Here is a 26,765-nt window from a genome sequence, read left to right on the forward strand (position 1 = left end):
CATGGGAAAGAAAACAAATTCCAAAAAAGAGCTATTCGCTCAAAAAAGCAAAGAAGAAATTATGAAGAACGGGCAATCTGGCGTACACAAGTACGGGGATAACTTTATTTGTGCCACAGACCGCTCGGGACATTCCACACCGGGTGACCGATCTCCGCTTGAAATTTTAGTGGATGCCAGTGAGGGATTCATTCCCCTTTGGGCGCAATACCAAGTGCTACGTTGGACTTTTGACGAAACTGCCTTGTATTATTATCAGAATGCAGAGGGTATAAAAACCTATGTTAGGGAATTATTGGGTGAGGCCTTACTGGGTTGGGGCGAGGCAGTACCCGTTCGTTTTAATGAGAATGCGGACAATTCAGATTTTCAGATACACGTTTCCCCATCCGATAATTGCAATGCCCACGGTTGCGTTTTGGCAAGTGCCTTTTTTCCCGATAGCGGAAGACACCAATTGGTGATATATCCAAAAATGTTCGAGCAAAGCAAACAGGAACAACTGGAAACTATGATGCACGAATTGGGGCATATTTTTGGGCTTCGCCATTTTTTCGCCAAGATAAGCGAGCAGGCTTGGCCATCCGAAATTTTTGGGGAACACAAACCTTTTTCCATCATGAATTACGGTGCAAAAAGTGTGATGACCGAAGAAGATATCAGGGATTTGAAAAGACTCTATGAAATGGCTTGGAATAAATGCCTTGTTGATATTAATGGTACGCCTATACATTTAGTAATGCCTTTTCATACCATCAACACTGCTATTGTGGTATAACAATTCAAACTTCATACTAAAAGAACCATTATGAGAAAAGTAATTCCATTCGTATGGTTTCTGTGCTTCTGTTATTTTTCAATGGAGGCACAGGAAACCATTACGTTCAAAGCCGATTTAGTAAAAAAAGAATTAGAACATGTAGCCACAGACGACCTGAAAGCGAACCAATTTTATGATTTGAAATTATTAGGTGTCAACACTGCTTTTGTTGCGGTTGTGGTTACAACTACAGATTACAGTTTAACCTCTAGCACACCGGGTCTTCTAAAATCGCTTTTACTTAAAATTCCAGATTCGGGTATTTTAGGTTTTATATCTCAGGAGAGCGATGCCCCAAAATATGGTCTCATCTATGCCCAATCTATGGAGCATGTTAAAAAACTCGATTCACTTACTGAACGTGCCAATGCTCTTTATGAAGTCTCCAATGACAATGCCGAATTTAGAACATTGGACATGGTGAAAGGCATTCAAAAGAAGGCCCAACTTCATTTACGAGAACTCAACCAAGTTTTCAATACAACTGCAGATATACTGCAGCCAAAAAAGGTAGATTATGATGTACTGAGAAGCAATGTGGCCCAATCGTATCATTACATTCAAAGTGCTAAACACTATTATAAAACCCTTCTCGAGAACTCTGACCTGAGTATAGATTCTAGTGTAGCCAATGAATTGATTTTATATTCTTCAAATTTGGAGGTTCTGAGCGAAGCTATAGATTTGGAAACCAGTTTAAGGTATTTTGATTTTCTTGTGGGTGCTACGGAGATGAAGAACTACGAGCAATTTCCAGAACTGCTAAAGGCATCTAAAGACGTTATGGAAGCAAAAATAACGCTGATCAATACGTTTACAAACGATACTATTTTTACTAAAAAAATCGACTTTTTTACAAAGAAAGGTGGTTTTAAGTTCGATTTCTCAACGGGATTCTTCTATAACAACCTCAACGAAAAGTCGTACTATTTGGAAAGTCAGGATGATGGACGAAACCGAATACTTGAAGAAAACGGAAGTAATTTTGATATAGCCATCGGTGCATTGGCACATTTAAGTTATCAATTTAAAGCGGGCCTGCGAGGCGGATTAAATGCCGGAGCAGCGGTATCGCCTCTAGACGGGATTACCCGATATCTGTTCGGGGCTGGAGTATTGATTGGCAGAGAGCAGCTCATAGGAATAAACGCCGGAGCTTCATTAGCGCGACTAGATGTACTCTCAAATAGCGTGGAAAGTGAAAATGGAAATTTGTACGTCCCCGCAGAAATCACCTCAGTCCCCACCTATAAAAAATCGAAATGGGGCATCTATGTTGGGCTCACCTACAACCTCACCAGAGAGCGAAAAAAATAAAAGCTACGTATCCAGCTCAGGATATAATTTTCTTGCTTTAGCAGCTATACCCTGCAATTCGCCTGAAGACATTTCCATTTCCAGACCTCTATTTTCCATTGACTTATTTTGACCGCCTTCCGCTTGCATTATCATTGCACCAAGAACAAGGCCCTTATTATGTTCCGCTACTTTCTCGTCTTTCATTTTTTCCTTTTGTTCCTCTACTTCTTTCTTTTCCGTTTCCGCTTTTTCAGCGCGTTTCCTGTTCACTTCTTTTCCAAATAGAAACCCTACTGCCGCAAATACAATGGCCTCTACACCCGAGAACAAATAGATTAAGCGGCTCCAACTAGGGTCGCCGCTATCAACTTTTCCAATTAAAAAATAGATAAAAATGCCGTAGGCTATAAGAACGGCAAGTGCAATCATATTTTCAAAAGTGAACCAACCTTTAGGATTGGTAGATGGTTCAGGAAAGCTACCTGTAGTTACTTTAGTTTTATCTGGCATAATGAGTTCTATTTTAAACCAATTCGGCTTCCGTGCTTGTCTCCCCTTTTTTGGGCTCAGATAAACCCTCTAAAAAACCACGTCTATCTAAAAATTCACGCCCGTTTTCATAGAGTATGCCTACTACAACTTCATTTAACTCTTTCTTTTTCTTAGTAAAATCGAACAAATCTTTGGCTCCCCCATTCACCTTCTGATATTTCTTGGCAGCAACGGGCAACCATTTCATCAAGCATGCTTTTAAATTTTTGAATTGGCGGCTATCACTACATATATTGGACGGCTCAATAAAAGCATCAAAGTCACTACCTATACAGATAAATTTTTCCGGTGCATCCTGAAATTTGGATTTTAAACCAATCACCGCCATAATGTGAATGATATTAAAACAAAAATTTAACGGATGTACTTCTTTCTTGGAAGGCTCTAACCATGACTCTTCCGCTTGTATTTCCTCTACACTGGCATAGTCTATTGATTTAATACTCGTGTATGGGAAGTAATGGATAAAATCTGGTGTGGTTATAAACTCGCACACATCTTCTTGAAGTTTAGATTTTGTGCTGTACCCCAATATATCCACATCTAGCCCCACTCCAATAAGTCCGTTGCTATTGGCAATTTCAATAATATCTTCATCCATTAAGTTAATGGTTCCGGGATGAAAACTGAATTCCGTGTTGGCATCAGCACCCCAATATCCTGCTACTTTGGGTTTTGTGTAGAGCTTCACGGTCTTTATTCCTTGATCCACGTGATTCGCACATTTTTCAATTTCAAGATTGTGCTTCCAATCACTTATGGAATACCCTGTTACACCAACGTGAGAAGCAATCAAGGGAATTTTACCAAAACCTTCTTTCTCTCGTAAGGCGTATAAATCTTCCCTGGACTTCAGGCTTAAATGCTTGATGTCTATCAATACGCCTGCATCATCCTTTTTCTTGGTAGGCGCTTCTAATTTATAGGCTGTTCTAACAACTTCTTCCCCTAATTCACTTAATCCATTCCCAAAAGGATAAAAAGACGGATGCCTGAGGTTTTTCGTTCCATAAGCATGTGTCGCCAAATGTTGCTCCGGTATATGCGTTAAGTGGGTAAGCGTTAGGTATAATACATCTAGCCCATAATCCCGGAAAGCTTTATACAACTTTTTAAGTACCTCCTGTGGTTTTCTATTGTCTTCGGAAATGGCAAAATTAGGATCAAAAAACGGGTCTTTTTCCAATCCCTCAAAACTATCATAATCAAGGGCATTCCCTATTTTTTTCATACAAAGATTATGTCCACCTTCAATAGCGAACACCAAATTTGGCAACGCTTTTGACACGGCTTCTCTAGTATTTTTAGAAGGCCTGGCAATAAGATTTAAACTTCCTTTTGTGTGTGGCTCCCTATTTTCTAAATTTCTGTTTTTTAGATATAATGCCACCTCTTTCAGATACAAATTTAGATATGAAACCTCCCCTTCTTTAATCGCATCAAAATAGGCATCATCTAACGGTTTTTTGAGGTAACTTTTTAATACATCGGCTAGAAACCCTTTACTGGAAGCCATCCCAAATTCTATAGCGGCAATAGCGGCTATGCCGTACCTTACAGGAGCCTCATTCAGGTAATCAATACAACATTGACTTTCAAGCCTGCGAAGTACATTCTCATCTGTATAATCTTTAAAAGCTTTGGTCATACTTATGGGCATGGTGGCTGCATTCGCTTTTTTTGAATGCGACTCTTTTGGCTTTGGTGCCAAGTGGTTTTTTGCCATGGGATGAAAATGAAGGTCAAAATAATTATCCATGATTTTTGCTTTTAATTGAAACTTTCAAAATATACTTTTAGTAATCTTTCCGTTTGGTCTTCATCAAACTGACCATAACTTTCAAACACCTTGTTTACCGGTCTTCCCGTCATTGCGGCCACACTTATCCGTGCTCGTTCTGTTAAGGCTTCTCCAACTTGTTCGCTTTCAAAACCAGGCGTTAATTTTCTACGTGCGGTGTTCCATAAAAAATGCACGATTTCACGAACGCCCAAGTCCCATTCTTTGCGGCTCTCCTTACCTGCATAAGCATTCTTCAACCCTTTAATTTCATCGGAGGTTACTTCTTTTGCCAACAAAGCCGTCAGGTCTAAAATACCCGCACCAAATCTCTTTTGGTCCCATTCTCTATTATCCACTACATTCTGGGCAGATTCTTTTAAATGCTTCCGAAACAACTCAACAATTTGCCACGGTTTCTCTATGAATTTGTTCAAATTTTTAAGGTTTTTAGCTTTCCATAAAGCCGCAGCAGAAGCCACGTGTGGCGTTGCATAGCTCGTACCCGAACCAAATACCATTATGTCTTCTTGCTTTTTGTTCTTGAACGGCACATACACATCTTCGCCGGGTGCCGTTATATCTACCGCTGGGCCGTACGATGTATACCGCCAAGGTTCGTTATTTGGATTGGATGCAGCTACGGCAATAGTACCCGGATACACTGCTGGAGCAATTACGGATTCTACCATATTACCTGCCGCACATACCCAAATAACCCCTCGTTCATAGGCCGTTTTGGCAATACTATAAATCATAGGACGCGGATAACTACCCATGCACATAAAAACAACATCTGCATTGGCGTTGATTGCCTGAGAAACGGCATTGAACAAATTGCGCCCTCTACCGATTAAAATCACGGATTTTGAAATCCGATACGGAATTACCTTTACCAATGATTCTTCTTCCGCAACGGCAACCCCTTGATTCCCGTCATTTTCAATTCTGCCGTTAGCCCTGTTCCCCATAATTATACTTGCGGTACGGGTGCCGTGACCGGGTTGTTTTAAAATGCCCATGCTCATTTCATCCCTAGCATCTTCCCCATCTATAAAATCTTCATCCTGCAGTAAGTTGTAGCCTCCCAAAACCTTGGAATGGTCCGTATAGCCCGTATCTAATTGTATCAGTCGTATTTTATCGGCATTTGCTTTTAAACTGTCATATGCTTTAACATCCTTCAGATTGTTTGCGTTGGTCGCATTTAGATTCCACTTTCTATATTCGCCACTCTGCCCTTTTGGAATAAATTCCTTTACCAAACTGGCATTCGCCCAACGGATTTTAAAATCACCTTCACTCTTGTCCCAATCTGCCGTGCCGTCATCTAGTGATTCTAAACTTTCATTACCGGACCATCGCCCATAATGCCCGGGTTTGATATCCGTAGACATTTCCAAATCGGGCGTGCAGGTATCTATTTGTGGCAACCCTTCCAGTTCTGCCGCCACTTCCCATGGGGTTTTATCGGATTGTACATGTATGTAATAAAAAAGCCTGTGGGCCTGTTCTGTAGACATCGGGTATAAAGGCTCACTAAGCACCAGACCGGAAACCAAACTGGCTGCGTTTTGCTTCCAGTCGTTCTGCATTTCTTTGACTCCGGATAATTGTATCTCAAAATAAAGGGTCTGATTGGTTGTACTTTCGGAATGGTTCATAGCATACTGTGTTGATGGTGTAGTTCTATTTTCGGTATGAACAGGAGTTGAACTCACATTTGTATCTAAAACACTGACCAAAGACGACTTGTATTTTTCCATTGCTTTGCTAACAGGCATTTTTGCTATCATATTCAGGATACTACTCACACGAATACCTTCGTTCCCCATCCAGTCTATCATATTATATGGGTCTCCGGGTTGTACTACGGACCCGTCTTTTCTCAGCCATTGTCCGTGTCTGTTTTTTCTGGGTACGGCACTGTGGTGTAGCGCTACTACTTCACCCGTACCCAAACCGAGAACCATACTTCCCGATGAACCGGGAAGCGTATCCGATTCATAGATTAGAAAGTCATCTTTAAGCACCAGCATGCGAATGTCTTTCATTACAATTTTCTTGTAATCCCCTTTTGGGTGTTGCACAATGGCACAGTTCTCCCCATCTATAATCTTACCCAATTTTTTATCCAATCGGGCAACGGGAAAATTACTGATCGGTGTTCCTTCATTGGAAACTTTCTCCACCGCGACAATGGTAAAATCTAGACCGCTATACGGGTCACCAGCATCTTTTTTATAATGGGATGTCACAAAAAACTCTTGTGGCACCAAGTTGAAACTTTCAGACTTATTAGGGTTTCCCATTTGATCCAATTCGTAGTTGAACTGAATGGTAGAATTTGCGGCCACTTCCGCAGTTCCCAATACATGGTTGTTGGTAAGAATCAGGTTTGGGCCTATCAAAAAACCGGTTCCATAACCTGTATTGCCCAACCTAGAATTAGTGGTTATTCTACCAACCGCTTGGGATAGCTCTACAATGCGCTGAATAATACGGATATCCTGAAAATTGGCCTCTCCATTAATACGTTCCAATGCTTGCAATTCTGCCGTGCCTTCACGGGAAATCCGGTTGTACAAGCGCTCGGTATCAGTTTGTATTTCGGACAATTCTAGTTTTCCCTGTCTCACATGGGTAATATCCGTTTTTATTCGGTCTATATCACCCAAGACACTCGTATAATTAGCGTATGCATTCTCGGCCAAATCCCTTAATTTATCATCCATGATATACAGCGTTACAAATGGTTATTTTTTAATTTACAATCAACTCTAAATCCAGAGCATAATGGTCCAAATCCGCTTTGTTCAATTCATTGGGTGCTCCCATTGTTATAGCTTCCAGTTCTACATAATCCAATTCAAAATCTTGGTATTTGGTAAAAAGTCCGTTTAACATTTCTATGAACTCAGGTTGCGGAAAACAGTCCGTTTTATCCGTTCTTACATGGCAATGCGTCCACACACCAGGTGCCCCCGTCTGTGCTTCTTCACTCATAGAAAACCAAGAACTGGTATATTTAAAATCTCTAATGGGTACATCAAAAACCTTAGCTAGCGTGAGTAGCAACCGCTCACATTCTACGATTTGCTTTTCGGTATATTTCTGAAAATATTGATGTCCTCTCCACGGCGTATCCAACTGACAAACCTCAGATTCCGGCACAACTATTTTCTTGGAATTACTCTGAAAGTAAAACTGACCGTCATTGCTTTTTTGAAGCGGACCTAAAGAACAAATCTCGATCCCTATTGATTTCTTGTTGAGTATACTATTGTTCTTCAATCTCGTTCCCAAGTGGTGTGCCCAGAACATTTCATTAAAAGCCCTGTAGGTCACCCCATCAAACATATCATCACCTTCTAACGATTTTCTACCAATTACAAAAGACGTTCCCACTCTATTTAGGGTGCCCGGTTTATTGTCATTCTCCCACCAGCCAATGGTATAATCAGGTCTATGAAGGCCCGCGGTATGATGCAAGTAGATGGTATCTTTCTCCGTGTATTCGTGCATCCACTCATCATCTTCAAGTATATAATCTATAGTGCCCCAACTGAATTTATAGCCTGCCAACATTATTTTTTTCCAACTATTATTGCCCACAATTCCATCTACATGAAGAAAATTAGCTCTTTGAAACTGGACCACCTTTTCATGTGTTTTTTCGTCAAAATTTGGTGAAATTTCCAAAGGATATCCTGACCTACACAAAAGGTTTTTTAAGAATGAAACGGAGGAATTAAAACTGCCTTTACGCAATGTTTTCATTTTTTGAATTTTGGAGTTAGAAGCGTATTTTCTAAATGACCCTACCAATTGGCAACCCCATCTATAAATTCTTGATACAGGTCCGAAGACTTATTGGGGCAACCACCGTAATTGTGAATGCCCACGCCAATACATCTATTTCTCAACAGCGGGCTTCCACTTTGCCCGCCAAACGTATCTGCCTGATAAAAGAACCTACCATTTTCCTTTACCAGATTATCGGACATTTTATATTGAAACAATCCATTATCACGGTCCGCAGGATACCCGCAAATTTCAGCTATGTTCGGGTCTTCCATGGCAGGTGTAATAAAACTACAATGACTCACCTCTTTACTGAGTTTAATAGCACCCATATCATATCTTGTAGAGGCATTATCTATCCATCCTCTAGTGGCCATAAGTTCCACAGCCTCATACCTACCATACGGCTCTGCGAGTCCACTTTTACCGGGAATGGCAATGATGGAAGTCTTCCAACCTCCAGAAGATTTGTTGTAGACGCAATGTCCGGCCGTATATAAAATGTTTCCGGCCACCAGCCATCCAGAACCCACGTAATTCAAGCCATTACTGGCTTTCATGTACAGCTTACAAATAGCCATATACGGCATTTGCTGAGTTGCTAATACTTTTTGGCGCTGATCAATTCCACAAACCGTTTCGTTCGTTAAATCTTCATTCCGCTCAATCCATGATTCGCTGGTTATCTCTTTCTCATTTATTCCCTGGTTTTCTTCAACCGGTTTATGAAAAACAAGCTCTTTTTCTATTTCTGTTGTGATTACATCTCCCATGTTTATAAATAGTATTGATAAAAGTTCAGTATGTTATGCTCACAGATAGGAGCATCAAAAAACATTCTATATTGATAACAGGGGGAATTCTCGGAAATTCCGAATTAGCAATTCGGAATAAATGGATACATCTTATTAAAACAGCTATGTGATAATTGACTTTGATTTTAAATAATGAGATACAAATGACTACCTCACTTCTATCAAGCCACATTACTTATATAAATCTAACAATCAACTGTTTATATGGAGTTTGAAAATGTATACATGGTATGAATTTACGTACAAATGACAAATTCCACTTAAACTATTCAAGGTTTTCTGCGCATAAAGACGACCCCTAGCTAAATTTGTACCCCCAAAATCTACATTCTAAATCAGGTTGCAAATCTCCTTTTACTAGAGTAAAAGAAAAAACAGTACTTTAGAAATACAATTACGCTTACTTGTATAGGTGAAACTCACTTTTAAAAATTGAATATGAAACAAGCAATTCATTCCAAAATACTGCTTCTTGTTTTCTTACTATTGACTATTGGTTCCTTTGCACAGCAGCAAAAAGACACCCGGGCAAGTAATGTGCCTCAAAGTGCGAATGAAGTTTCGTTTACCTCTGTTCTCAATGCTCACTTAAACGCTGTTAGCACTAAAAACTTAGAGGCTTAAAAGCATCCCTATTACCCAAAAGACATGGGAACTGAACCAAATAAACACACAAGTAAAAGAATAGAAGTCCCTGAAAATTTTCAGGATATTTTTACGCATTTCTATAGAGCTGAAAACCGTTCAGAAAAACCCATTACCAAAACGCTTGTTCCCAGCTTTCAAATTATTATGGTTTTTAGTTTTGGTGCGCCTATTTCATTTGTGACGGAACATGAATCTGAAATTACGATTGAAAAATGCCTTGTCCTTGGTCCCATAAAAAAAGCTTTTGATTATACCTTACCTGCTGGTTCGGATATGCTGGTCGCCAATTTTAAAGATGATGCCTTTTATATGTTTTTTGGGAAGGTGATTTTATCCAATTACCTACCCACAAATCCAGATTCGCTTTTAACCGAGAATTGCTTTACTAATCTCTGGCAACTTATTAAAAACGTAACCCCAAAAGAGCGTGTAAACCTGATTCTAGATTTCTGCAAACCCTATTTAAAAGAAAGTGAAACAGCTTTTCAAAAATTAGCTGATTATACAGGCGACTATACAGTCTTTAACCCCATTAAAATTATAGCTCAGGAAACCCAACAGAGCGAAAGAACTATTCAGCTCAACCATAAAAAATACTTTGGTTATACCGGCAAAGAAAAGAGCCGGTACGAGAAATTCATAAAAGCCATCGGGTTGCTACAAAACCAATCCTCTAAAGTAAATTGGTTCGCTATTATTGAGGCTTGCGGTTATTATGACCAAAGTCAACTGATACACGACTTCAAACACTTCACGGGGCACACGCCTACTCAATACCTCAAATTCTCACAGGATATTTGCCAAACGGAATAGCATTTCGTTTTCTTACAATTACAGCCCAAAGGACAGAGCTAAATTTGCTTCATCAATCTAAAATCCATAGAAAATGAAGCATCTTATTATTTACGCCCATCCTAATGCGGGCAGTCTAAACTGCCATTTAAAACAGACGGTCGTAGAAACCCTAAAACAGCAAAAACACGAAGTGGTCATCAGGGATTTGTATAACCTCAACTTTAACCCTATTCTGTCTTTAAAAGATATATCTGGGCAGCGCATGGGTGAGGTTTCACAAGACGTCAAAAAAGAACAAGAATACATTACATGGGCGGAGCACATCACTTTTATCTACCCTATTTGGTGGACCGGAATGCCCGCCATAATGAAAGGGTATATAGATCGTGTTTTTAGTTATGGTTTTGCTTACAGCTATGATGCTGGTATTCAAAAAGGACTCCTCAAAGGAAAGCAAACCACTATAATCAATACCCACGGTAAATCACAGGCCGAATACGAAAGCATTGGCATGGACAAAGCCCTTTTCCTAACATCGGACACAGGTGTTTTTGAGTATTGTGGACTGGAAATCGAACAACATTTCTTTTTTGACCAAGCGGATAGACCATCGCCTGAACGCATACAAGAATGGATGGAAATGCTCATAGCTTCATATCAAATATAATCTTGACATTAAAGGAGTTCAAAATTGGTATATTTATACTCCTGTTTTAGCTTTTCCAAGTTAGCAACCGGAGACCACAACCTATACCTATTCCAACATGAGACTACCAATTACCCTAGTACTGCTTACACTCGGGCTTTTTTTTGGCGCTGCCCAAAACGAAGCGAATGTCTATTTTACCACCGGATTCAAAATTGGGGAAGTAACGGATTCTTCCGCTATTATTCTGACGAGACTTTGCAAAACCGCCCAGCCTGTGGCGGTGTATCACAAGCAAGAAGATAAGGTGTTCCGACCTCCCATCGACTTTGATAATAACATGCCTATTTCTGAAATGGAAGGTGCGGTGGGCGGCTCTTCGGGGCAAGTGAAAATCAACCTGAAATCAAAAGACACCCTAATCAGTACGGAATGGGAATATGTTTCCGGTTACAGAGATTTCACACTGAAACAAAAATTTGATGGCTTAAAACCCAATACCCATTATGACATACAAATTGAAGGAAGAAAAAGTGAAGATGCCCCAGTAGCGGAAATAAAAGGGTCTTTCTCTACCGCTCCGTCTGCAGACCAGATAGTACCGGTATTTTTTACCTCATCTACTTGTCAATTTTATTGGTCTCATGATGATGCGGTTCGTGGTTTTAAAATCTATGACAGCATGCTTAAAATGAATCCGCTGTTCCATTGCCAAACGGGAGATTACGTGTATTATGACAAACCCGGACCCATGGCCTACACCGTAGAATTGGCAAGACACAAATGGCACGCCATGAATTCTTGGCCTGCCCTATTCGACTTTTATAAAAACACGCCAGCTTACTTACAAAAGGACGATCACGATTTATTGAAAGACGACGCGACTTCATATTCCACACCTTTTGGCGAATTAAGCTATGAAGACGGTCTTGATATTTGGCGGGAGCAAGTACCCATTATTGACAAGCCCTACCGAACATTTAAATGGGGGAAAGATGTACAGATATGGAACGTAGAGGTACGCGAATTCCGCAGTGACAATAAATCACCGGACGGAAAAGAAAAAACCATTTGGGGAAAAGAACAGATTGCTTGGTTTAAAGAAACCGTGGAAGCTTCGGATGCTACTTTTAAAATTCTAGTTTCGCCCACTCCTATAGTTGGGCCTGACCGCTCAAAAGGGAAATATGACAACCACTCCAATACGTCGTTTGAAACAGAAGGAAAATGGTTGCGCCAGTATTTGGCCGACCAAAATGTATTGGTCATTAATGGCGATAGGCATTGGCAATATGTTTCCGTAGACCCGGTAACAGGCCTACGAGAATATAGTCAAGGGCCGGTGAGTAATTTTCATGCCCAAGGCTGGAATCAGGAAGACAAACGTCCGGAGCATAAATTCCTAAGAGTACAAGGAGGATTTTTAGCGGTAAAGGTGTACCGAGAGAATAACGAAGCGGTAATTGAATTTACGCACTATGATGTAGATGGTAACGAAGTAAATAAAGAGGTTATAAAGGTGTCTGTATAACCTCTTGTATGCTAATTATTAGGGACTATAAGGGTATTTCCCTATTCAACACTTTCATAATAAAGAATACAGTCAGGGAAATGAAAAAACAGACAATCATTGCCAAGGTGTCCTCCCCTTCTATACGGGTTTTAAGCTTTGTATAAATTGCTTTCATAACAAGTAATTTGGTACAAAGTTCCCTCTTAATTCCTGTCTGGAAACAGAAAACCGACCAAGTGAACCTATTGAGGATAAGAGGTATACGATATTTACATGGTCGTAAAACCCATACCGCACAGCGAATTTATTCTCTCGCCTAAAAAGTGAAGCTCTTAAATTCCACTACAGGTTTTTGGGATTCACCCCAATAGAATTAAACAACTTCGCTTTTGCGGAGAAAAACTTGTTCTGTACGGCGTTCCTTTTCAGCTCGGCATCTATGAGTTTACTTTCCCTAGAATTCACCAAAAACAAAGAACTTTCCCCAAAACCGAACTTCCGTTCTTCTGCCGCTACCATGGTATTATAATTAAATACCACGTCATCTATTAAGACATTTTGTTTTTCAAAGGATTCCAGTTCTCGGTACAGGCCTACTATTTTGTTCTTAATTCGTATTTCTGCATCATCCATTTCAAACTCGGCGTTCTGTAGTTTCAGCTTTGCCAGTTTTAAATCGCCTCGTTCTTTTCTAAGAAAAAGGGGCACGCTAAAAGCTACGCCACCTTTATAGTTTTCGGTAGTAAAACTGGAAATATACTCCGGTTTCTGTGTCAGGAAATTATACTGTAATTCAATTTTTGGCAAAAGCTTGTTGGCTTTCAATCGCTTTTCAACGGTGAGCCCATCAACCTTATACCCCAATGATTTCAACTTCGGGTGGTTCTCTATGGAAAAACTATCTAAAGGCATACCCATAATTTCTAAAGTGGTATCAATATCACCTGCTAAATTGGTCTCCGGCGTTACATTGGCCTGTAGCTCCACGGGCATATTATCTCCCATCCAAAGAAAATTGGAAAGCTCCAAAGCACTTTTCATAAAGCGGACTTTTGCCTGCTCCAAATTCAGCTCGCGATCTTGCATGGCTATTTTAGCCTCTACCGTATCAATTGCAGCAACCTGGCCAACTTGGGCACTCTTTTTCACCCCTTCAAAACGGATTTCGGCATTGGTCAAAAAATCAGCATATACTTGGGTATCTTGGTAAGCATGCAACCAATCAAAATACGCCAAAGAAGCCTCAAAAAGCACCTCGTTCACCTGCAAATCCCGCTCTACCAATGAACGCTCTTTAAAAATCTTGGCTTGCTTTAAAGTAGCCATACGTTGGTTTATCCAAAGCCCTTGCCCTACGGACATAGAAATACCGGCACTATACAATCCGTCATCAGGTACGGTCTGATCAGGATTCAGGTACACACCTTCGTTTTGCTCAAAATTTCCCTTTAGCTCAACGCCGTACCAAGTGGGTATTTTAAAAGTAGCGTTCAGACGGTCATAATACTCCGTACCCTTAAATTCCTTACGGTCATAATCTACCTCTATCTTAGGATCAAAACCACCACGCGAACTCATGAGTTGCGCCTGCCCCATGCCTATATTTAGTTGGGCCTGTTTGGCTATGGGGTGGTACTTTTTTACGTACCCTAGATATTCGTTAAAACCTAAAACCACCTCTCCGGGCTGTTGGGCTTGCGCACCAAAACAGCATACAACAAGGAGATAAAATAGTAATTTCTTCATCATTTTTCCTTTTTAGCAGTCGTTTCTTTAGGCTGGTAATAGTTAGGTGGGAATCCGTTTATTTGCCGCCATAGCTCAAACCAAATCGGTACATCGTCTAAAAGGGATATGGTATTGGCACCGGAACCAACGCGAATATCCTCTGGCCAGGGTTCTGCTTCCGGGTCATCGTCCGGAGCGACCAATACACGGTATTTTCCGCTGACATCTATAAAGGTTTCCACCGCTACGATTTTTCCTGCAAACGTTCCGTAGGAAGCATTGGGCCAACCGCTAAAAACAATAGCGGGCCAACCATCAAACTGTATCCGTACTTTTTCGCCTACGTGTACCAATGGCAAGTCTATAGGAGCCACAAAAGTTTCTACGGCCTTTTCAAACTCAGAAGGCATAATACCTACCAAACGATCTCCCTCTTTAAAGTTCTGACCTATGCCACCTTGCACCGCTTTATTGATAAAACCGCTCTGGGGCGCCTTTATATAGTACATACCGGTACGCACCTCATAATTGGCGTATTGGTTCTCTAATTTGCTTACCTGCGCTTCCGAATCAAACTGATTGGATTGTGCGGTGTACATATCGCTCTGCGCCTTGGAAATCTTATCCGTGTATGCTACGGCCACGCGGTTAATTTCCATGGTGGCATTGAGCACATCGTTTTTAGCGGCCAACAGTTTATTTTCCTGAGAAATAAGTTTGGCCTGTGTTTCCTGTAGCTTCAATCTTTTTGCCTCCACATCCGTCATGGCCTTTAGGCCTTCTTGCTGCAATTGCGCTATACGATCGTATTGCCGCTGGGCAATCTCAAGATTGGTACGTGCGGCCTGCAGGTCTATACTATCGCTCTTTACCTTCAGTTTGGATTGCAGCAGTTTGTTTCTGGATTGCTCCAATTTTAGACCACGCTCATTGCCCAATGCGGAAATCTGATTGTTTAATGCACCTACCTTTCCTTGGTACGATTCAACAGACATATTTTTTGCCGCTATCTGCTGCCCTGTCCGTTCCACCAAACGTGGGTCAAAATACTCGTTCTTTACTTCGGAAATATGTAAAATGGTATCTCCTTTTTTCACAAAATCACCTTCTTGTACGTACCATTTTTCAATACGTCCCGGAATGGGCGATTGTATGCTCTGCGGCCTGTGCTCCGGACTTAGCGTAGTTAGACTTCCCGTACCACGCACACTCTGCGTCCACGGTAGGAATAAAAGAATAAAGCCAAAAAGCGCGGACCCCAACAAGAACCGGTTAAAGTGCTTGTAGTGCCTTTGGTGAAAAACCTTATTTGTAGATTTGTATCCCGTTAGGTGCACCGTTTTATTTATCGGATTGTTAGATATATTCAGCATAGCTTCTTAAGTTATGGAAACAAGTTGCCCCTGGTTCAACGTAATTATTTTTTGGCATGCCTTTACCCATCTTAGGTCTTGGCTTACGACTACTAGCGCCCACGGGTTTGACTTATTGGTCAAAAACTTCATGATGCGCTCCGCTTCCACCTCATCAAACTGGTCCAAGGGATCATCTAATAACAGTAGTTTTGGCATGTGCACGATACTTCGCGCCAAGACTATTTTTCGTGCAATGGTATAGGGTATATACTGCCCTTCCGGATAAATCATAGAATTGAGGCCGTTGGGCTGTTCCTTTATGAACTGTAGCAACCCAATATTCTCCAGAACCCAATGCAGGTCTACATGCGGGACGCGTTTATCCCCTAAAGTAATGTTCTCCAAAATAGTACCTTCAAACGGACTTTCCTCTGGAATGCACTGCCCTAAGAACGACCTGTAATGGTTGGGTTTTATTCCCTTCAGCGAAAAATCGTTCGCATAAATATTACCTTCGGTAGGTTCAAAAATACCCGCGATCAATCGTAACAAGGTAGATTTACCGGAACCGTTCTCCCCTATGACCAGTTGTCTGCTTCCCGGTTCTATTTTAAAAGAAATATCATGTAGAATGTTTTTCTTCGTAGCCGTACCAAAAGAAATTTTATCCAGCTCTACCGTTAACTCGTCATCATCTTTTAATGGCTGCTCACCTCCTTGGTTCTCCAGTTTAAGGTCTACGACCTGTCCTATTTTTTCAAGGGAGGTCAACAGGTCATAAAAGGTTTCAAAACCACGTATCAATTTTTCAACGGAAGTAATCACCAAAAGAATAATAATCTCTGCAGCTACAAACTGCCCAATGTTCATTTCTTGGTTCAGTACCAATAAGCCCCCAATGGCAAACAACCCGGCCGTTACCAAAACCTTAAACCCGATCATCTGAATAAATTGCATCAGCAATACCCTAAAATGACTTTCGCGAGATTTCAGGTATTCGGAAACCAGGTTATCGTTTTTATCTACGGCAAGACTGGTACGTCCGGATAGTTTAAAACTCACCTGCGAACGTGCCACTTCCTGAATCCAGTGCGCTACTTTGTACTTTAATTTGGATTCCTCCAAACTGGTATCCATACCTTTCTGCACCGTAAAACGGAACACCAGGTAGACTAATAACAGCAGCAGAATACCATAAATGATAAAAAACGGATGGTAGAACGAAAGCAGCAACAAGCCAAAAATAATCTGTAAAATAGCTGCCGGTACATCTAGCAAAAGTTTGGAAAGTCCCTTTTGAACCGTAATGGTATCAAAAAACCGGTTGGCCAGCTCTGGCGGATAGTAGTTGCGCAGCTCGCTCATTTTAATTTTTGGAAACCGATAGGTAAACTCAAAAGAGGCGCGTGTAAATATTTTCTGCTGCATGTTCTCCACAATACGGATCTGCATGATTTGCAAAATACCCCCAAAAGCAACACCACCGGTCACTAAGACCACAAGAAGTATCCATGAAGAGCTGATTTCCGCACCTTGTATAAGATTGATAATAGTCTGAATACCCAACGGAAGCGAAAGATTCACCAAACCCGCAAAAATGGCATAATAAAAAGTTTGCAGTACATCTCGTTTATCCAGTTTTAGCAAGCCCATAAGGCGCTGCCAAGAGGTCAGTATTTTTTTAGCCATTCGGGTTTTTATTTAAAGAATTAAATACCAGTTGTGTAAAGTAGTCGGTTGGGTCGCCATTTTCATGGCAATCGGTCAAGGACTCAAAATGGTCCTTTAAAAAATGTTGGTGCAAGGAGCCTTCCAGCACCGTGCTGGCCAAACTGTTGGGGTACGTATAATTGCCGTCTACGTTTTTGATCATCTCGCTCAAACGGGTTACCAGTCTTTTATAGATTACAAAATAGCCCTCTTTGTTCTCTGTATCTACCTCTTTGGTAAGGTAGGATTTAGAATATTCGTTAATAACGATCTTGCTTAAAAGCACCTCGTTAATATGCGAGAAGTCCGAATCATATTTTGTTGCACTGGTAACCAGCGCCAACGCTTTTTTTAGCTTTTCCTCTGGGTCTTGTATGTTGTGGGTGGCGAATACCAATTTGTACTCTACCCAACCCCAGTACCAAGACGTTAAGTACAACAGTAATTTGTGCTTGTTCTCAAAATAGCGGTATACAGAACTTTCATTACTCTTTATCTTAGCTCCTAATTTTTTAAAATTGAAACTTTCAAAACCCATAGCATTGATCATGAGAATACTTTCCTCTACAATACGCCTACCCAAAGTAGTAGACTCGGGGTCTTTGATATATATTTTTTCGTTGATGCCGATTTTAACCGACTGTAATAATTTATCCATAGTGCTGAGCTTATTAAGTTGAGATACTACTTCATTATGCTTTGTTGAGCAAACACACTCGCAAATATAATAGTAATACTATCATAACTTAATAGTTTAACTTTTATTTTTAACTCAATTACTATTATTTATGGTTGTATCACTGTTATTTAAGGGGATGATAAAAAAGAGGTTGTTTTTTTATGAATTCATCAACAGCGTCATACGTCCATAAATTCGTACGTTTTGTCGAATAACTGTCAGAAAGAAGCAATTGTAAAAGGGACACTTACCGTATTTCAACTTAATTCTTGATATTTAAAGTTCTGTCGGAAAAGGATGTTGGGGTTTGAGTGAAAAATAAAAAGGATACTATGCGTTACAACACAAGTTTTCGTTTAGCTTTTGACCCTATTTTTTTTGAGATTACGCTTTTACGTAAGGCTGTACAATTCAAAACGGAGATATTTGTAGTATACCGTTTAACCCTCCCTATTTTTATAGAATTAGGAATGGGTAAATAGTACCAAGAACAACTATGAGCACTAAAATAGTAATTTGTTTAATACTAAACATGATGGTTATACGGCATATGCCTTGTATCCAGTAGTTGTGGGTAATGTAAGAACCATCGAGAAAACAAATAATAATGAATGTAGAAAGTTTACTTAATAAAATAAAAATCTTCGCTGAATTAGTAATAGAATCAGGTTTTAAAAGGGACGTTACCGATTATAGACAATCTATTGGGCAAGCACAAAATCAGAATTTAGTTTTTATGAAAGGACTTTCCGAAAACATAAAATCTAATCTTATCTATTTTGAAAATAATTCATTAAATGGAGAGCTGAAAAGTGTTTTAAGAGAGAACGAACCATTTACGTCACTCAATACTTTAACAGAATTGGAGGAATTAGATTCAGATAAAGAAATTGATGGACCACAATATTTTCAAAAATTTAATTCAATACTTAATCGACTACAAAAAGCAATTCAAACTAACGAATCTGAATTAAATACGGTTAAAACTACTTTTGACAAATACGTTTCAGAAGATGATGAATATGATAGTGACGAAGAACAAGCTGTGATGTCATTAATTTTTAAAGACTTAAAATCGACAGGTAGTTTAAAAGAATTTTCAAAAGTTTTACATCGTTGGAATAGAACTCTTCTGATTTACCATACTTTACTAAAACAAGAATCGCCAAAAGAAATTTCACTTGTAGAAATCCAAAATGGCTCAATAGATGTAATTTTCAATATTGACTTTGACGTTGCAATAGATTTGACCGAACTAATTAAAACAGGATTAAAGGTTTATGGTGCATATTTAATGTATAAATCAAAAACTGCAAAAGAAATTATTGCTTCATATATGGGTAATAAAAAACTTATTGCAACCGAAAAGGGCAGAGAAAAACTAATGCTTGATAATATTAAAGAATCTATAAAACAATTAGCATTAGAACAGCACAAAGAAAATTTGAAATCCGATTCACCACCATTAAAAGCTGGAGCGACTAAAAAAGCCGATGAAATTGCGAAAGTTATTACTGACCATATTGTTAAAGGGAATGAAGTAAAACTATTAACACCACCAGAACCAGAAGAAGAAGATGAACCAGATATTTCAACAGAATTGAGAACTGAAACATCAATAGTCAGAGAAAGATGGAAAAAACTTGAACAAAAAGAGCAACAATTATTACTTGATAAATATACGATTAAGGACGAGGACGAAAATGATAGCGAATAAACACTACCCACAACACCGTATAAAAATGATTGCGGTTTAGTGCTTAATCAAAGGTCGTTGCGTGTTTGTAAAGTCTGATTTTCCTGCGGAAAATCCTCGCATACAAACCCGCAACTATTCTTATACATCAACGTTGTGCGTCATTTGACAAAAAAATAACTAAAGAACTATGCCAGAAGAATTTAAAGGTGAAAAAATAGAAAGAGATTTAACCACAAAACAAGTTTGGTTCTACCACGACACAGAAGCTGGCATAAAACAAATTTCCAAAGAAGTATTCAAAAAAGTTGACAAACTTATTCATTACCCAAGAGGCTTTGAAGGTGGAGAAAAATATAAGTTTATTAAAAAATTTACCTATTTAGGATTTGGCGGTAAACTGCCTGTTGGAGTTGTCAAAGCTACTTCATATGGTTATGGTTTTACTAAAACTTTAAATCCATTTTCATATTTTATTGATGAAACCTATGAAATTAAAGAAGTAATAATTGAAAAAAAAGGAAAAACAGAGTTAGACGTTGATAATAAATTACTTTATTTAAATGAAACTAGCTTACAAGAGTTACAAGATTCATTTAGTGCTATTTATAAAAAAAATCGTGCTGAAATAGATTTTGTATTACAATTAACTTTAAATAGTATTTTCCCAAAAGTAATTGACAAACCTGAAAAGACATATATTGAAAATGCTCTTGCTTCTTCCTTGGCAAGTTGGGGAAATTCTATAGATGAATTTTCAGATGGAGATAAAAAAGCTATTCAAGATTTATTTGACAAACTATCTATAGGAACAGACTTTTTAAGCAAAGAATCTTTAGCTAAAACAAAGGAAATTGTTGATAGTAAATTTATTCAAAAGACAATTGAACGATTTAATGAACTTTTTGCATTATCAACTGATGGAGAAAGTCTTGAAAAACATTGGCAAGTATTTCTACAAGAAAACAACTGGGTTTTTTCTTCAATATTCGCACAACCAATTATTCTATATCAAAGAGAAGCTTATGTTGGAGGAAAAAGTCTTGACAATACAAATGGAAAAATGAATGATTTTCTAATTAAAAATAGTCTAAGTGATAATGTTTCTTTCTTGGAAATAAAGACTCATAAAACTAAACTTGTTGAGAATAGTTCTTACAGAGGAGAAGATGTTTATAGTGTTTCAAAAGACCTTTCTGGTTCGACTGCTCAAGTTCTAAATCAAAGAGATAATTTTCAAAAGGAATTTTATGCATTAAAGGCAAAAAGCAGGAAAAACGGAAATTTTGAAACCTTTAATTCTAAATGCATTGTACTAATTGGAAACTTGGCGGATTTGGACGAAGACCAAAGATATTCTTTTGAACTTTCTAGAAGCAATAGTAAAGATGTTGAAATTATAACCTTTGATGAATTAAAAGCAAAAATTGAGAGCTTTCAAGAATTATTAAATGAAGAATAAAAACGAACGCACAACAATGGCTATAAGTAATTGCTTGTTCTCGCCTACTTCTGAAAATACTGACGGATTTTCCCCGCTCGTGCCAAACCTGCTGGAATAACCAACTTGAAAACACAAGATATACCAACTCCTTTTTATAGACCAGACCTTAATCTATAATTTGAACAAACACAAATGGCAAGAATTTATGGAACTATAGAATCATTGAAATCCTTAAAATCCGCATTAGAGAATAAAGGAATTTCAAGGTTTGGTTCTGTAAAAGAAATTAAAGTTTTTTTGGCTAATTATACGTCAGAAATACAATCAATTCTTGATGACACTTCAAAGCAGTTAGAAGCAGAATATGTTAACACCCGCAACAACTTAGAGCTTATAACCCAGAAAAAAAATGAAATAATCAATTTTAAGGAAGAGTCAATAAACAATAAAACCAGTGAAATACAGCAGAAAATTGATGTAATCCAAAATAAGAATGGAGCGAACTTTTTAAACAAAATACTGTCACGTATCAATCTCTTCTTTCTTAAAAAAGAGTCTAAGCGTTATCAAAGAAAAACAACCGAACTGGCAAATTCAGCTCTTAAAAATATATCTAGAAGTATTGAAAATGACCAAGCTTTTATAAGAGAATATGAAACGGAAAAAACTTCCCTAATTGAAAAAAGAGCAAAACCTAACATTAAAAAATTAGAGTATACCCTGAGTGTAATAAAAAGTTCAAGAAATCTAATTTCGGGGGCAATTGGGGAAAATTTGGTCGTTAAGGAAATAAAAAAACTATCTGATGATTATATTTTAATTAATGACTTTAGCTTAAATTTTTCTCCTCCTATATTTTACAAAAAAAAGAATCAAAGAATCTATTCCATACAAATTGACCATCTCTTGATATGTAAAGCAGGTATTTTTATAATTGAAACAAAAAACTGGAGTACATCATCAGTAGAGTCAATCAGTTTAAGGTCACCGATTGAACAAATAGAAAGGGCAAATTTTGCGCTTTACATCCATATTTCGGAACACATAACTTTAAATGGACATCATTGGGGAGAACAACAAATTCCAATACGAAATCTTATTGTTATGATCAATAACAAACCAAAAGGTGAGTTCAAATATGTAAAAGTTAAACTCTTGAATGAAATGAACGATTACATAAAATATTTTGAACCTATTTTAACGGAAAACCAAGTAAACAGAATAACAAATATTTTAAATTGATGAGAAATTAATGCTAGCAATGTATAACCGCAATTACGGCAGATTCGACTACCCAACAACCAATTAGGTTTGGAGTAAGTTATGCACAGGACAGCAAAAAATTAGGAGTCTAGAAACAACATTTCTTGAAAAAATTCTCTTCACTCACATAAGAATATACTTTCTTTTTATGCGTTCTATTCTAATCACAGTCGGCTTTTAGGAATCTAACAGCAACTATCTGTGATTGGATAAAAGACTTATAGGTTGGACCAAAAAAAGATATAGAATATGGAATATCATATTTTAAATTAAACCATTGCCCCACCCTTTTGTCTTACTTAACATAAAATCTACAAGAAATGAATTTTATAAGACCTACCGCATTCCTTTCGCTATTGCTAGCATTACACAGTTGTAGTGACGACAACTCCACTGCTGACGAGACTGCGGTTATAGACCCCACGGAAGAAGCCTGTACTACAGACCAAGTTCTGGATAGCAGTAGAGGCCCTTGTGATGTAACCTTGCCCTACGCTTCTGAATTTGAGGAATCTACTTCAGAAACTACCCGCACCATAGCTTCCAATTCCATACCGGAGCATCTGGTGGGACTTTTTGGTGGGGGTTCCGGTTCTTTGAACCCCAATGCTATTTCGGAACAATCCGAAACTTACGAGTTACCATTGGACCCCAGTGAAGCGAATGATTTTACATCGCTTTTAAATCAAAATACAGGACCGCAATATTCTTTTGGTGTGTTATTAAACGGCGTGGAGTTAGATCCCGTTGCTGCAGAGCCCTTTCCGCATGAAGGTGCTTTGAGCGCTAATGTAAATTGGGAATGGAACTTAGAGGCCTTGAACGTAAACCTTGGCCTGGATTGCAATAATGCACATGTGCAACCTACGGGAAAATACCATTATCACGGTTCGCCTATTCTTTTTCTGGAAAACCTGAATATTCCCGATACTGAAATGACCATGATCGGCTATGCCGGAGACGGTTTTCCCATTTATTATAAATATGCCTATGAGGATGCTACCGATGCTTCGTCTGCCGTTATTGCCATGACACCTAGCTACGAATTAAAAACCGGAGACAGACCCGGAGATGGTGTTACGGCTCCTTGCGATGTCTATAATGGTATTTATTCCAACGATTATGAATATATTGAAACCGCTGGTATTTTGGATAGGGCCAATGGAAGAAATGGGGTTACGCCAGAATATCCTAATGGCACGTATTATTATGTTATTACGGATGCTTTCCCCAGTATACCTAGGTATTTTAGAGGCACGCCTTCGGACGATTTTAAAATAGGACGTTAAATGAAATATAGTATTCTCCTGCTGATATGGAGTATGTCTTTTTCTGCTTCTTGGGCACATGAGGCCAATGAGGCTTTTTTTAAATTCACCCAAACGGAAAATACCATTGAAGTAGCGGCCGAATTTCCGTGGACGTTGAGAAATGCGCTTCTTGCTTACAAACCTTCCTTAAAAGAGGCGGTGAATAACTGTGATTTTGAAACTACCTTTTTAGAATACTTAAGGGAAAATCTTATCCTAAAAGATGAAAATGGCGTGGTTCTCCAATTGCTAGGTTTTGAAGAACTGGATAATAACCAACACGCCCATCAAAATACCTATAACATCACTTTTAAGGGAACAAGTCTTTCTGAAGTAACGAATACTACTTTATGTAACCTTAACGGCAATCAGGTAAACTACAACACCCTTGCTCTAGGTAAGAACAATGAAACATTCCAAACCGGAAACGAGAAGGGTACTTTTCAATTAAAAAAGGAAAACAATACTCCGTATCTATTGCTCTTATTGATTCCCTTGTTTTATTTTTTTTATAAAAAATTCGGTAAAAAATCGGTTTCCAACTAAAATTACCGATTGTTTTTATTGTGTAATGTTGGGGTGCTTTTTGAGGTAAATGGGGTTGCTTTCTATGAAAAAAATGGGCAGGGATATGAGACAATTTTTAAGGGTCTCCAGGCTTAACTCAAGCAAAAAAATAAGATAAAGGTTCTTTCTTGTTAAAAGAATTTTACACTAATTAAAAGCAACATTTCGCTCAAACGAAATGTTGCTTTTTGCATTTATAAATGAAAATACAAAAGTATACTAAAGGCTCTATTAGAAAGTTCCTTACTTTTATCTTCCGCACAAACCAAACTCAAAAGAGTTAGCCAATTACATTCTTTTGGGTCAGGACGTGTTTTTTCTGGTATAAAAACACAAGAAACACATCACTTTAAAAACTGAAGAACAGCTACACATGAAACACATTAAAACCCTCCTATTTGTATTCCTCTTAACGCTAAGCACAACTATAAAGGCACAGGAGACTCCGTTTTCCGATTTATTACAGAACATAGATTCTAGAGAGAAAACCAGTTTAAATGGCCTATGGGACATGATTGTTGATCCACTAGAGAACGGATATTACAACCATAGGTTACAACCCAAGGACGACGGCTATTTTATGAATGCCCAAATGCAATCTCCGTCTGACTTAATAGAATACAATTTTGATACCAGCAAGCAACTTATGGTTCCTGGGGATTGGAATACGCAAATGGACAAATTGTATTACTACGAGGGCACCGTTTGGTACAAAAAGGACTTTACCTATACCGCCAAGAATGACCAGGCCGCCTTTTTATATTTTGAGGCCGTAAATTATGAGGCCATTGTTTACCTGAACGGCGAACGTATTGGGAAGCATGTGGGTGGATATACCCCATTTCAGTTTGAGGTTACGGACAAGCTAAAAGAGGGTAACAACTTTGTGGTCGTAAAAGTGGATAACAAACGGAAAAGAGAAAACGTGCCTACGGTAAACCAAGATTGGTGGAACTATGGCGGTATTACCAGATCGGTTCATTTGATTACTACGCCAAAATCTCATATTAACGATTATTCGGTTCAATTGCCAAAAGGAGTTACCAATGCCATTACAGGTTGGGTTTCGGTTGCCAACGGAAAGGATGGCGATGCGGTTAGTATAGCTATTCCCGAACTGAAAAAAACAGTAAACACCGTTCTTAAAAACGGAAAAGCAGCATTCTCGATTAAAGCGAAACCAGAACTTTGGAGTCCAACTAGCCCCAAAACTTATGAAGTTGTTTTAAAAACGGCCACGGATGAGATTACGGATCAGATCGGTTTTAGAACCATAGCTACGGAAGGGTCCAAAATCTTATTAAACGGAAAACAGATATTTCTAAAAGGGATAAGCATTCACGAAGAAGCCCCCTTTAAAACAGGGCGTGTAGTTTCTGTAGAAGAGTGCAAAATATTGTTGGAATGGGCCAAAGAATTGGGCTGTAATTTTATCCGGCTTGCCCACTACCCTCATAGCGAAGCCATGGTCCGGGAAGCAGAAAAAATGGGCTTTTTAATTTGGTCCGAAATACCGGTGTATTGGACTATTCAGTTTGATAATGAAGATACCTATGCCAATGCAAAAAACCAGCTTACGGAAATGATTTCTAGGGATAAAAACCGCGCAGCCGTTGTATTATGGTCTATGGCGAATGAAACCCCTGAAGGTGAATCTAGATTGAATTTCATAGGAAACCTTGCCGAACAAGCCCGAAAGTTAGATGATACCCGCCTGATTACCGCTGCCCTAGATACGCAAGGACAAGGTGATGACGGCAACTTAATTGAAGACCCTCTTGGGGAAGTTGTAGATGTTATAGGCATTAATAATTACTGTGGCTGGTACGCAGGTGCAACCGATACCTGTGCTTCATTAAAATGGGCAAGTGCGTACAATAAACCCATGATTATGAGTGAAGTTGGTGGAGGCGCCCTTTACGGTCATCATGGTAATAAGAACGAACGATGGACGGAAGAATACCAAGCAGAAGTATTTAAAACCAATATTGAAATGATGCGTAACATTGATTTCCTATCCGGTCTATCTCCGTGGATTTTGATGGATTTTCGCTCTTCCAGACGTCCTTTACGAAGAATTCAAGACGATTTTAATAGAAAAGGATTGATCTCTGAACAGGGCATGAGAAAACAAGCTTTTTACATCCTTCAAGACTATTACGAGAAAGAAAATAACTAATATCTTGTACTCCGCTGGTTTTACCATTTAGTGTACTTTTAGTATTTAGAAAAGCACTCCTTTGTTTAAAAAGGGAGTGCTTTTTTTATGCTACGCTTCTATTCTAAAAATAAAACTTTAAAAATCTGACTGCATTTTCCACAAATAGCAGCACTCTATAAA

The 26,765-nt window shown here is 38.7% G+C and carries 22 protein-coding genes; 13 read left to right on the forward strand and 9 right to left on the reverse strand.

Going from position 1 to position 26,765, the window contains the following annotated elements; genetic code table 11:
- Window position 1 precedes the first annotated feature (1 nt).
- Together IWB64_RS01635 and IWB64_RS01640 are read left to right on the forward strand one after the other, a co-directional pair.
- Window positions 2-778 carry a matrixin family metalloprotease gene (locus tag IWB64_RS01635; protein WP_226975783.1) on the forward strand — a complete coding sequence of 259 codons (777 nt, stop codon included), beginning with the start codon at window positions 2-4 and terminating at the stop codon, window positions 776-778.
- 30 nt (window positions 779-808) lie between these two features.
- On the forward strand, window positions 809-2,137 hold the full coding sequence (locus IWB64_RS01640; RefSeq protein WP_194532371.1) for a hypothetical protein: 1,329 nt from the start codon (window positions 809-811) through the stop codon (window positions 2,135-2,137).
- A 3-nt stretch (window positions 2,138-2,140) separates the two neighbouring features.
- Here the strand turns inward: IWB64_RS01640 and IWB64_RS01645 are convergent, their stop codons facing one another.
- Genes IWB64_RS01645 through IWB64_RS01665 form a run of 5 tightly spaced genes read right to left on the reverse strand, consistent with a single transcriptional unit; the run spans window position 2,141 to window position 9,028 of the window.
- Complete coding sequence (locus IWB64_RS01645; RefSeq protein ID WP_194532372.1) at window positions 2,141-2,629, reverse strand: hypothetical protein; 489 nt, start codon at window positions 2,627-2,629, stop codon at window positions 2,141-2,143.
- Between the two features lie 13 nt (window positions 2,630-2,642).
- A complete protein-coding gene (locus IWB64_RS01650; protein ID WP_194532373.1) occupies window positions 2,643-4,430 on the reverse strand; it encodes an amidohydrolase family protein in 1,788 nt (595 codons plus the stop codon).
- An 11-nt stretch (window positions 4,431-4,441) separates the two neighbouring features.
- Window positions 4,442-7,186 carry a S8 family serine peptidase gene (locus IWB64_RS01655; protein WP_194532374.1) on the reverse strand — a complete coding sequence of 915 codons (2,745 nt, stop codon included), beginning with the start codon at window positions 7,184-7,186 and terminating at the stop codon, window positions 4,442-4,444.
- Between the two features lie 28 nt (window positions 7,187-7,214).
- Window positions 7,215-8,231, reverse strand: a complete 1,017-nt coding sequence (locus IWB64_RS01660; RefSeq protein ID WP_194532375.1) for a peptidoglycan recognition protein family protein — start codon at window positions 8,229-8,231, stop codon at window positions 7,215-7,217.
- Between the two features lie 41 nt (window positions 8,232-8,272).
- A complete protein-coding gene (locus IWB64_RS01665; RefSeq protein ID WP_194532376.1) occupies window positions 8,273-9,028 on the reverse strand; it encodes a trypsin-like serine peptidase in 756 nt (251 codons plus the stop codon).
- Window positions 9,029-9,508: 480 nt separating this feature from the next.
- Here IWB64_RS01665 and IWB64_RS01670 point away from each other — a divergent pair, with 480 nt between their 5' ends.
- From IWB64_RS01670 to IWB64_RS01685, 4 genes are all read left to right on the forward strand, one after another.
- Entirely contained in the window at window positions 9,509-9,694 is a 186-nt protein-coding gene (locus IWB64_RS01670; RefSeq protein WP_194532377.1) for a hypothetical protein, read from the forward strand.
- A gap of 24 nt (window positions 9,695-9,718) precedes the next feature.
- Window positions 9,719-10,531 (forward strand): helix-turn-helix domain-containing protein, encoded by an 813-nt coding sequence (locus tag IWB64_RS01675; protein ID WP_194532378.1) that lies wholly within the window; start codon window positions 9,719-9,721, stop codon window positions 10,529-10,531.
- 73 nt (window positions 10,532-10,604) lie between these two features.
- Window positions 10,605-11,180, forward strand: coding sequence for an NAD(P)H-dependent oxidoreductase (locus IWB64_RS01680; protein WP_194532379.1), 576 nt, complete (start codon window positions 10,605-10,607; stop codon window positions 11,178-11,180).
- A gap of 97 nt (window positions 11,181-11,277) precedes the next feature.
- On the forward strand, window positions 11,278-12,690 hold the full coding sequence (locus IWB64_RS01685) for an alkaline phosphatase D family protein (protein ID WP_194532380.1): 1,413 nt from the start codon (window positions 11,278-11,280) through the stop codon (window positions 12,688-12,690).
- A 324-nt stretch (window positions 12,691-13,014) separates the two neighbouring features.
- On the opposite strand, the gene IWB64_RS01690 is transcribed toward IWB64_RS01685, so the two are convergent.
- The 4 genes from IWB64_RS01690 to IWB64_RS01705 are packed head-to-tail and all read right to left on the reverse strand — an operon-like array spanning window position 13,015 to window position 18,123.
- Complete coding sequence (locus IWB64_RS01690; RefSeq protein ID WP_317171939.1) at window positions 13,015-14,421, reverse strand: TolC family protein; 1,407 nt, start codon at window positions 14,419-14,421, stop codon at window positions 13,015-13,017.
- Complete coding sequence (locus IWB64_RS01695) at window positions 14,418-15,773, reverse strand: HlyD family secretion protein (protein WP_194532381.1); 1,356 nt, start codon at window positions 15,771-15,773, stop codon at window positions 14,418-14,420. Before IWB64_RS01695 ends, IWB64_RS01690 begins: the two co-directional genes overlap by 4 nt.
- Before the next feature lie 6 nt (window positions 15,774-15,779).
- Entirely contained in the window at window positions 15,780-17,444 is a 1,665-nt protein-coding gene (locus IWB64_RS01700) for a peptidase domain-containing ABC transporter (protein ID WP_194532382.1), read from the reverse strand.
- Window positions 17,437-18,123 (reverse strand): TetR/AcrR family transcriptional regulator, encoded by a 687-nt coding sequence (locus IWB64_RS01705; RefSeq protein WP_194532384.1) that lies wholly within the window; start codon window positions 18,121-18,123, stop codon window positions 17,437-17,439. Before IWB64_RS01705 ends, IWB64_RS01700 begins: the two co-directional genes overlap by 8 nt.
- Window positions 18,124-18,476: 353 nt before the next feature.
- On the opposite strand from IWB64_RS01705, the gene IWB64_RS01710 reads away from it, so the two are divergent.
- From IWB64_RS01710 to IWB64_RS01740, 7 genes are all read left to right on the forward strand, one after another.
- Complete coding sequence (locus IWB64_RS01710) at window positions 18,477-18,626, forward strand: hypothetical protein (RefSeq protein ID WP_194532385.1); 150 nt, start codon at window positions 18,477-18,479, stop codon at window positions 18,624-18,626.
- Between the two features lie 125 nt (window positions 18,627-18,751).
- Window positions 18,752-19,861 (forward strand): hypothetical protein, encoded by a 1,110-nt coding sequence (locus IWB64_RS01715; RefSeq protein WP_194532386.1) that lies wholly within the window; start codon window positions 18,752-18,754, stop codon window positions 19,859-19,861.
- Window positions 19,862-20,030: 169 nt separating this feature from the next.
- Window positions 20,031-21,302, forward strand: a complete 1,272-nt coding sequence (locus IWB64_RS01720) for a Shedu immune nuclease family protein (protein ID WP_194532387.1) — start codon at window positions 20,031-20,033, stop codon at window positions 21,300-21,302.
- A 174-nt stretch (window positions 21,303-21,476) separates the two neighbouring features.
- Window positions 21,477-22,526 carry a nuclease-related domain-containing protein gene (locus tag IWB64_RS01725; RefSeq protein ID WP_194532388.1) on the forward strand — a complete coding sequence of 350 codons (1,050 nt, stop codon included), beginning with the start codon at window positions 21,477-21,479 and terminating at the stop codon, window positions 22,524-22,526.
- Between the two features lie 341 nt (window positions 22,527-22,867).
- Entirely contained in the window at window positions 22,868-23,836 is a 969-nt protein-coding gene (locus tag IWB64_RS01730) for a YHYH protein (protein ID WP_194532389.1), read from the forward strand.
- Window positions 23,837-24,403 (forward strand): hypothetical protein, encoded by a 567-nt coding sequence (locus tag IWB64_RS01735; protein ID WP_194532390.1) that lies wholly within the window; start codon window positions 23,837-23,839, stop codon window positions 24,401-24,403. It begins immediately after the preceding gene.
- Window positions 24,404-24,797: 394 nt separating this feature from the next.
- Window positions 24,798-26,603 (forward strand): glycoside hydrolase family 2 protein, encoded by a 1,806-nt coding sequence (locus IWB64_RS01740; protein WP_194532391.1) that lies wholly within the window; start codon window positions 24,798-24,800, stop codon window positions 26,601-26,603.
- The last annotated feature ends 162 nt before the right edge of the window (window positions 26,604-26,765 follow it).

Origin of the sequence: Zobellia nedashkovskayae (assembly GCF_015330125.1) — a bacterium.
Taxonomy (GTDB): domain Bacteria; phylum Bacteroidota; class Bacteroidia; order Flavobacteriales; family Flavobacteriaceae; genus Zobellia; species Zobellia nedashkovskayae.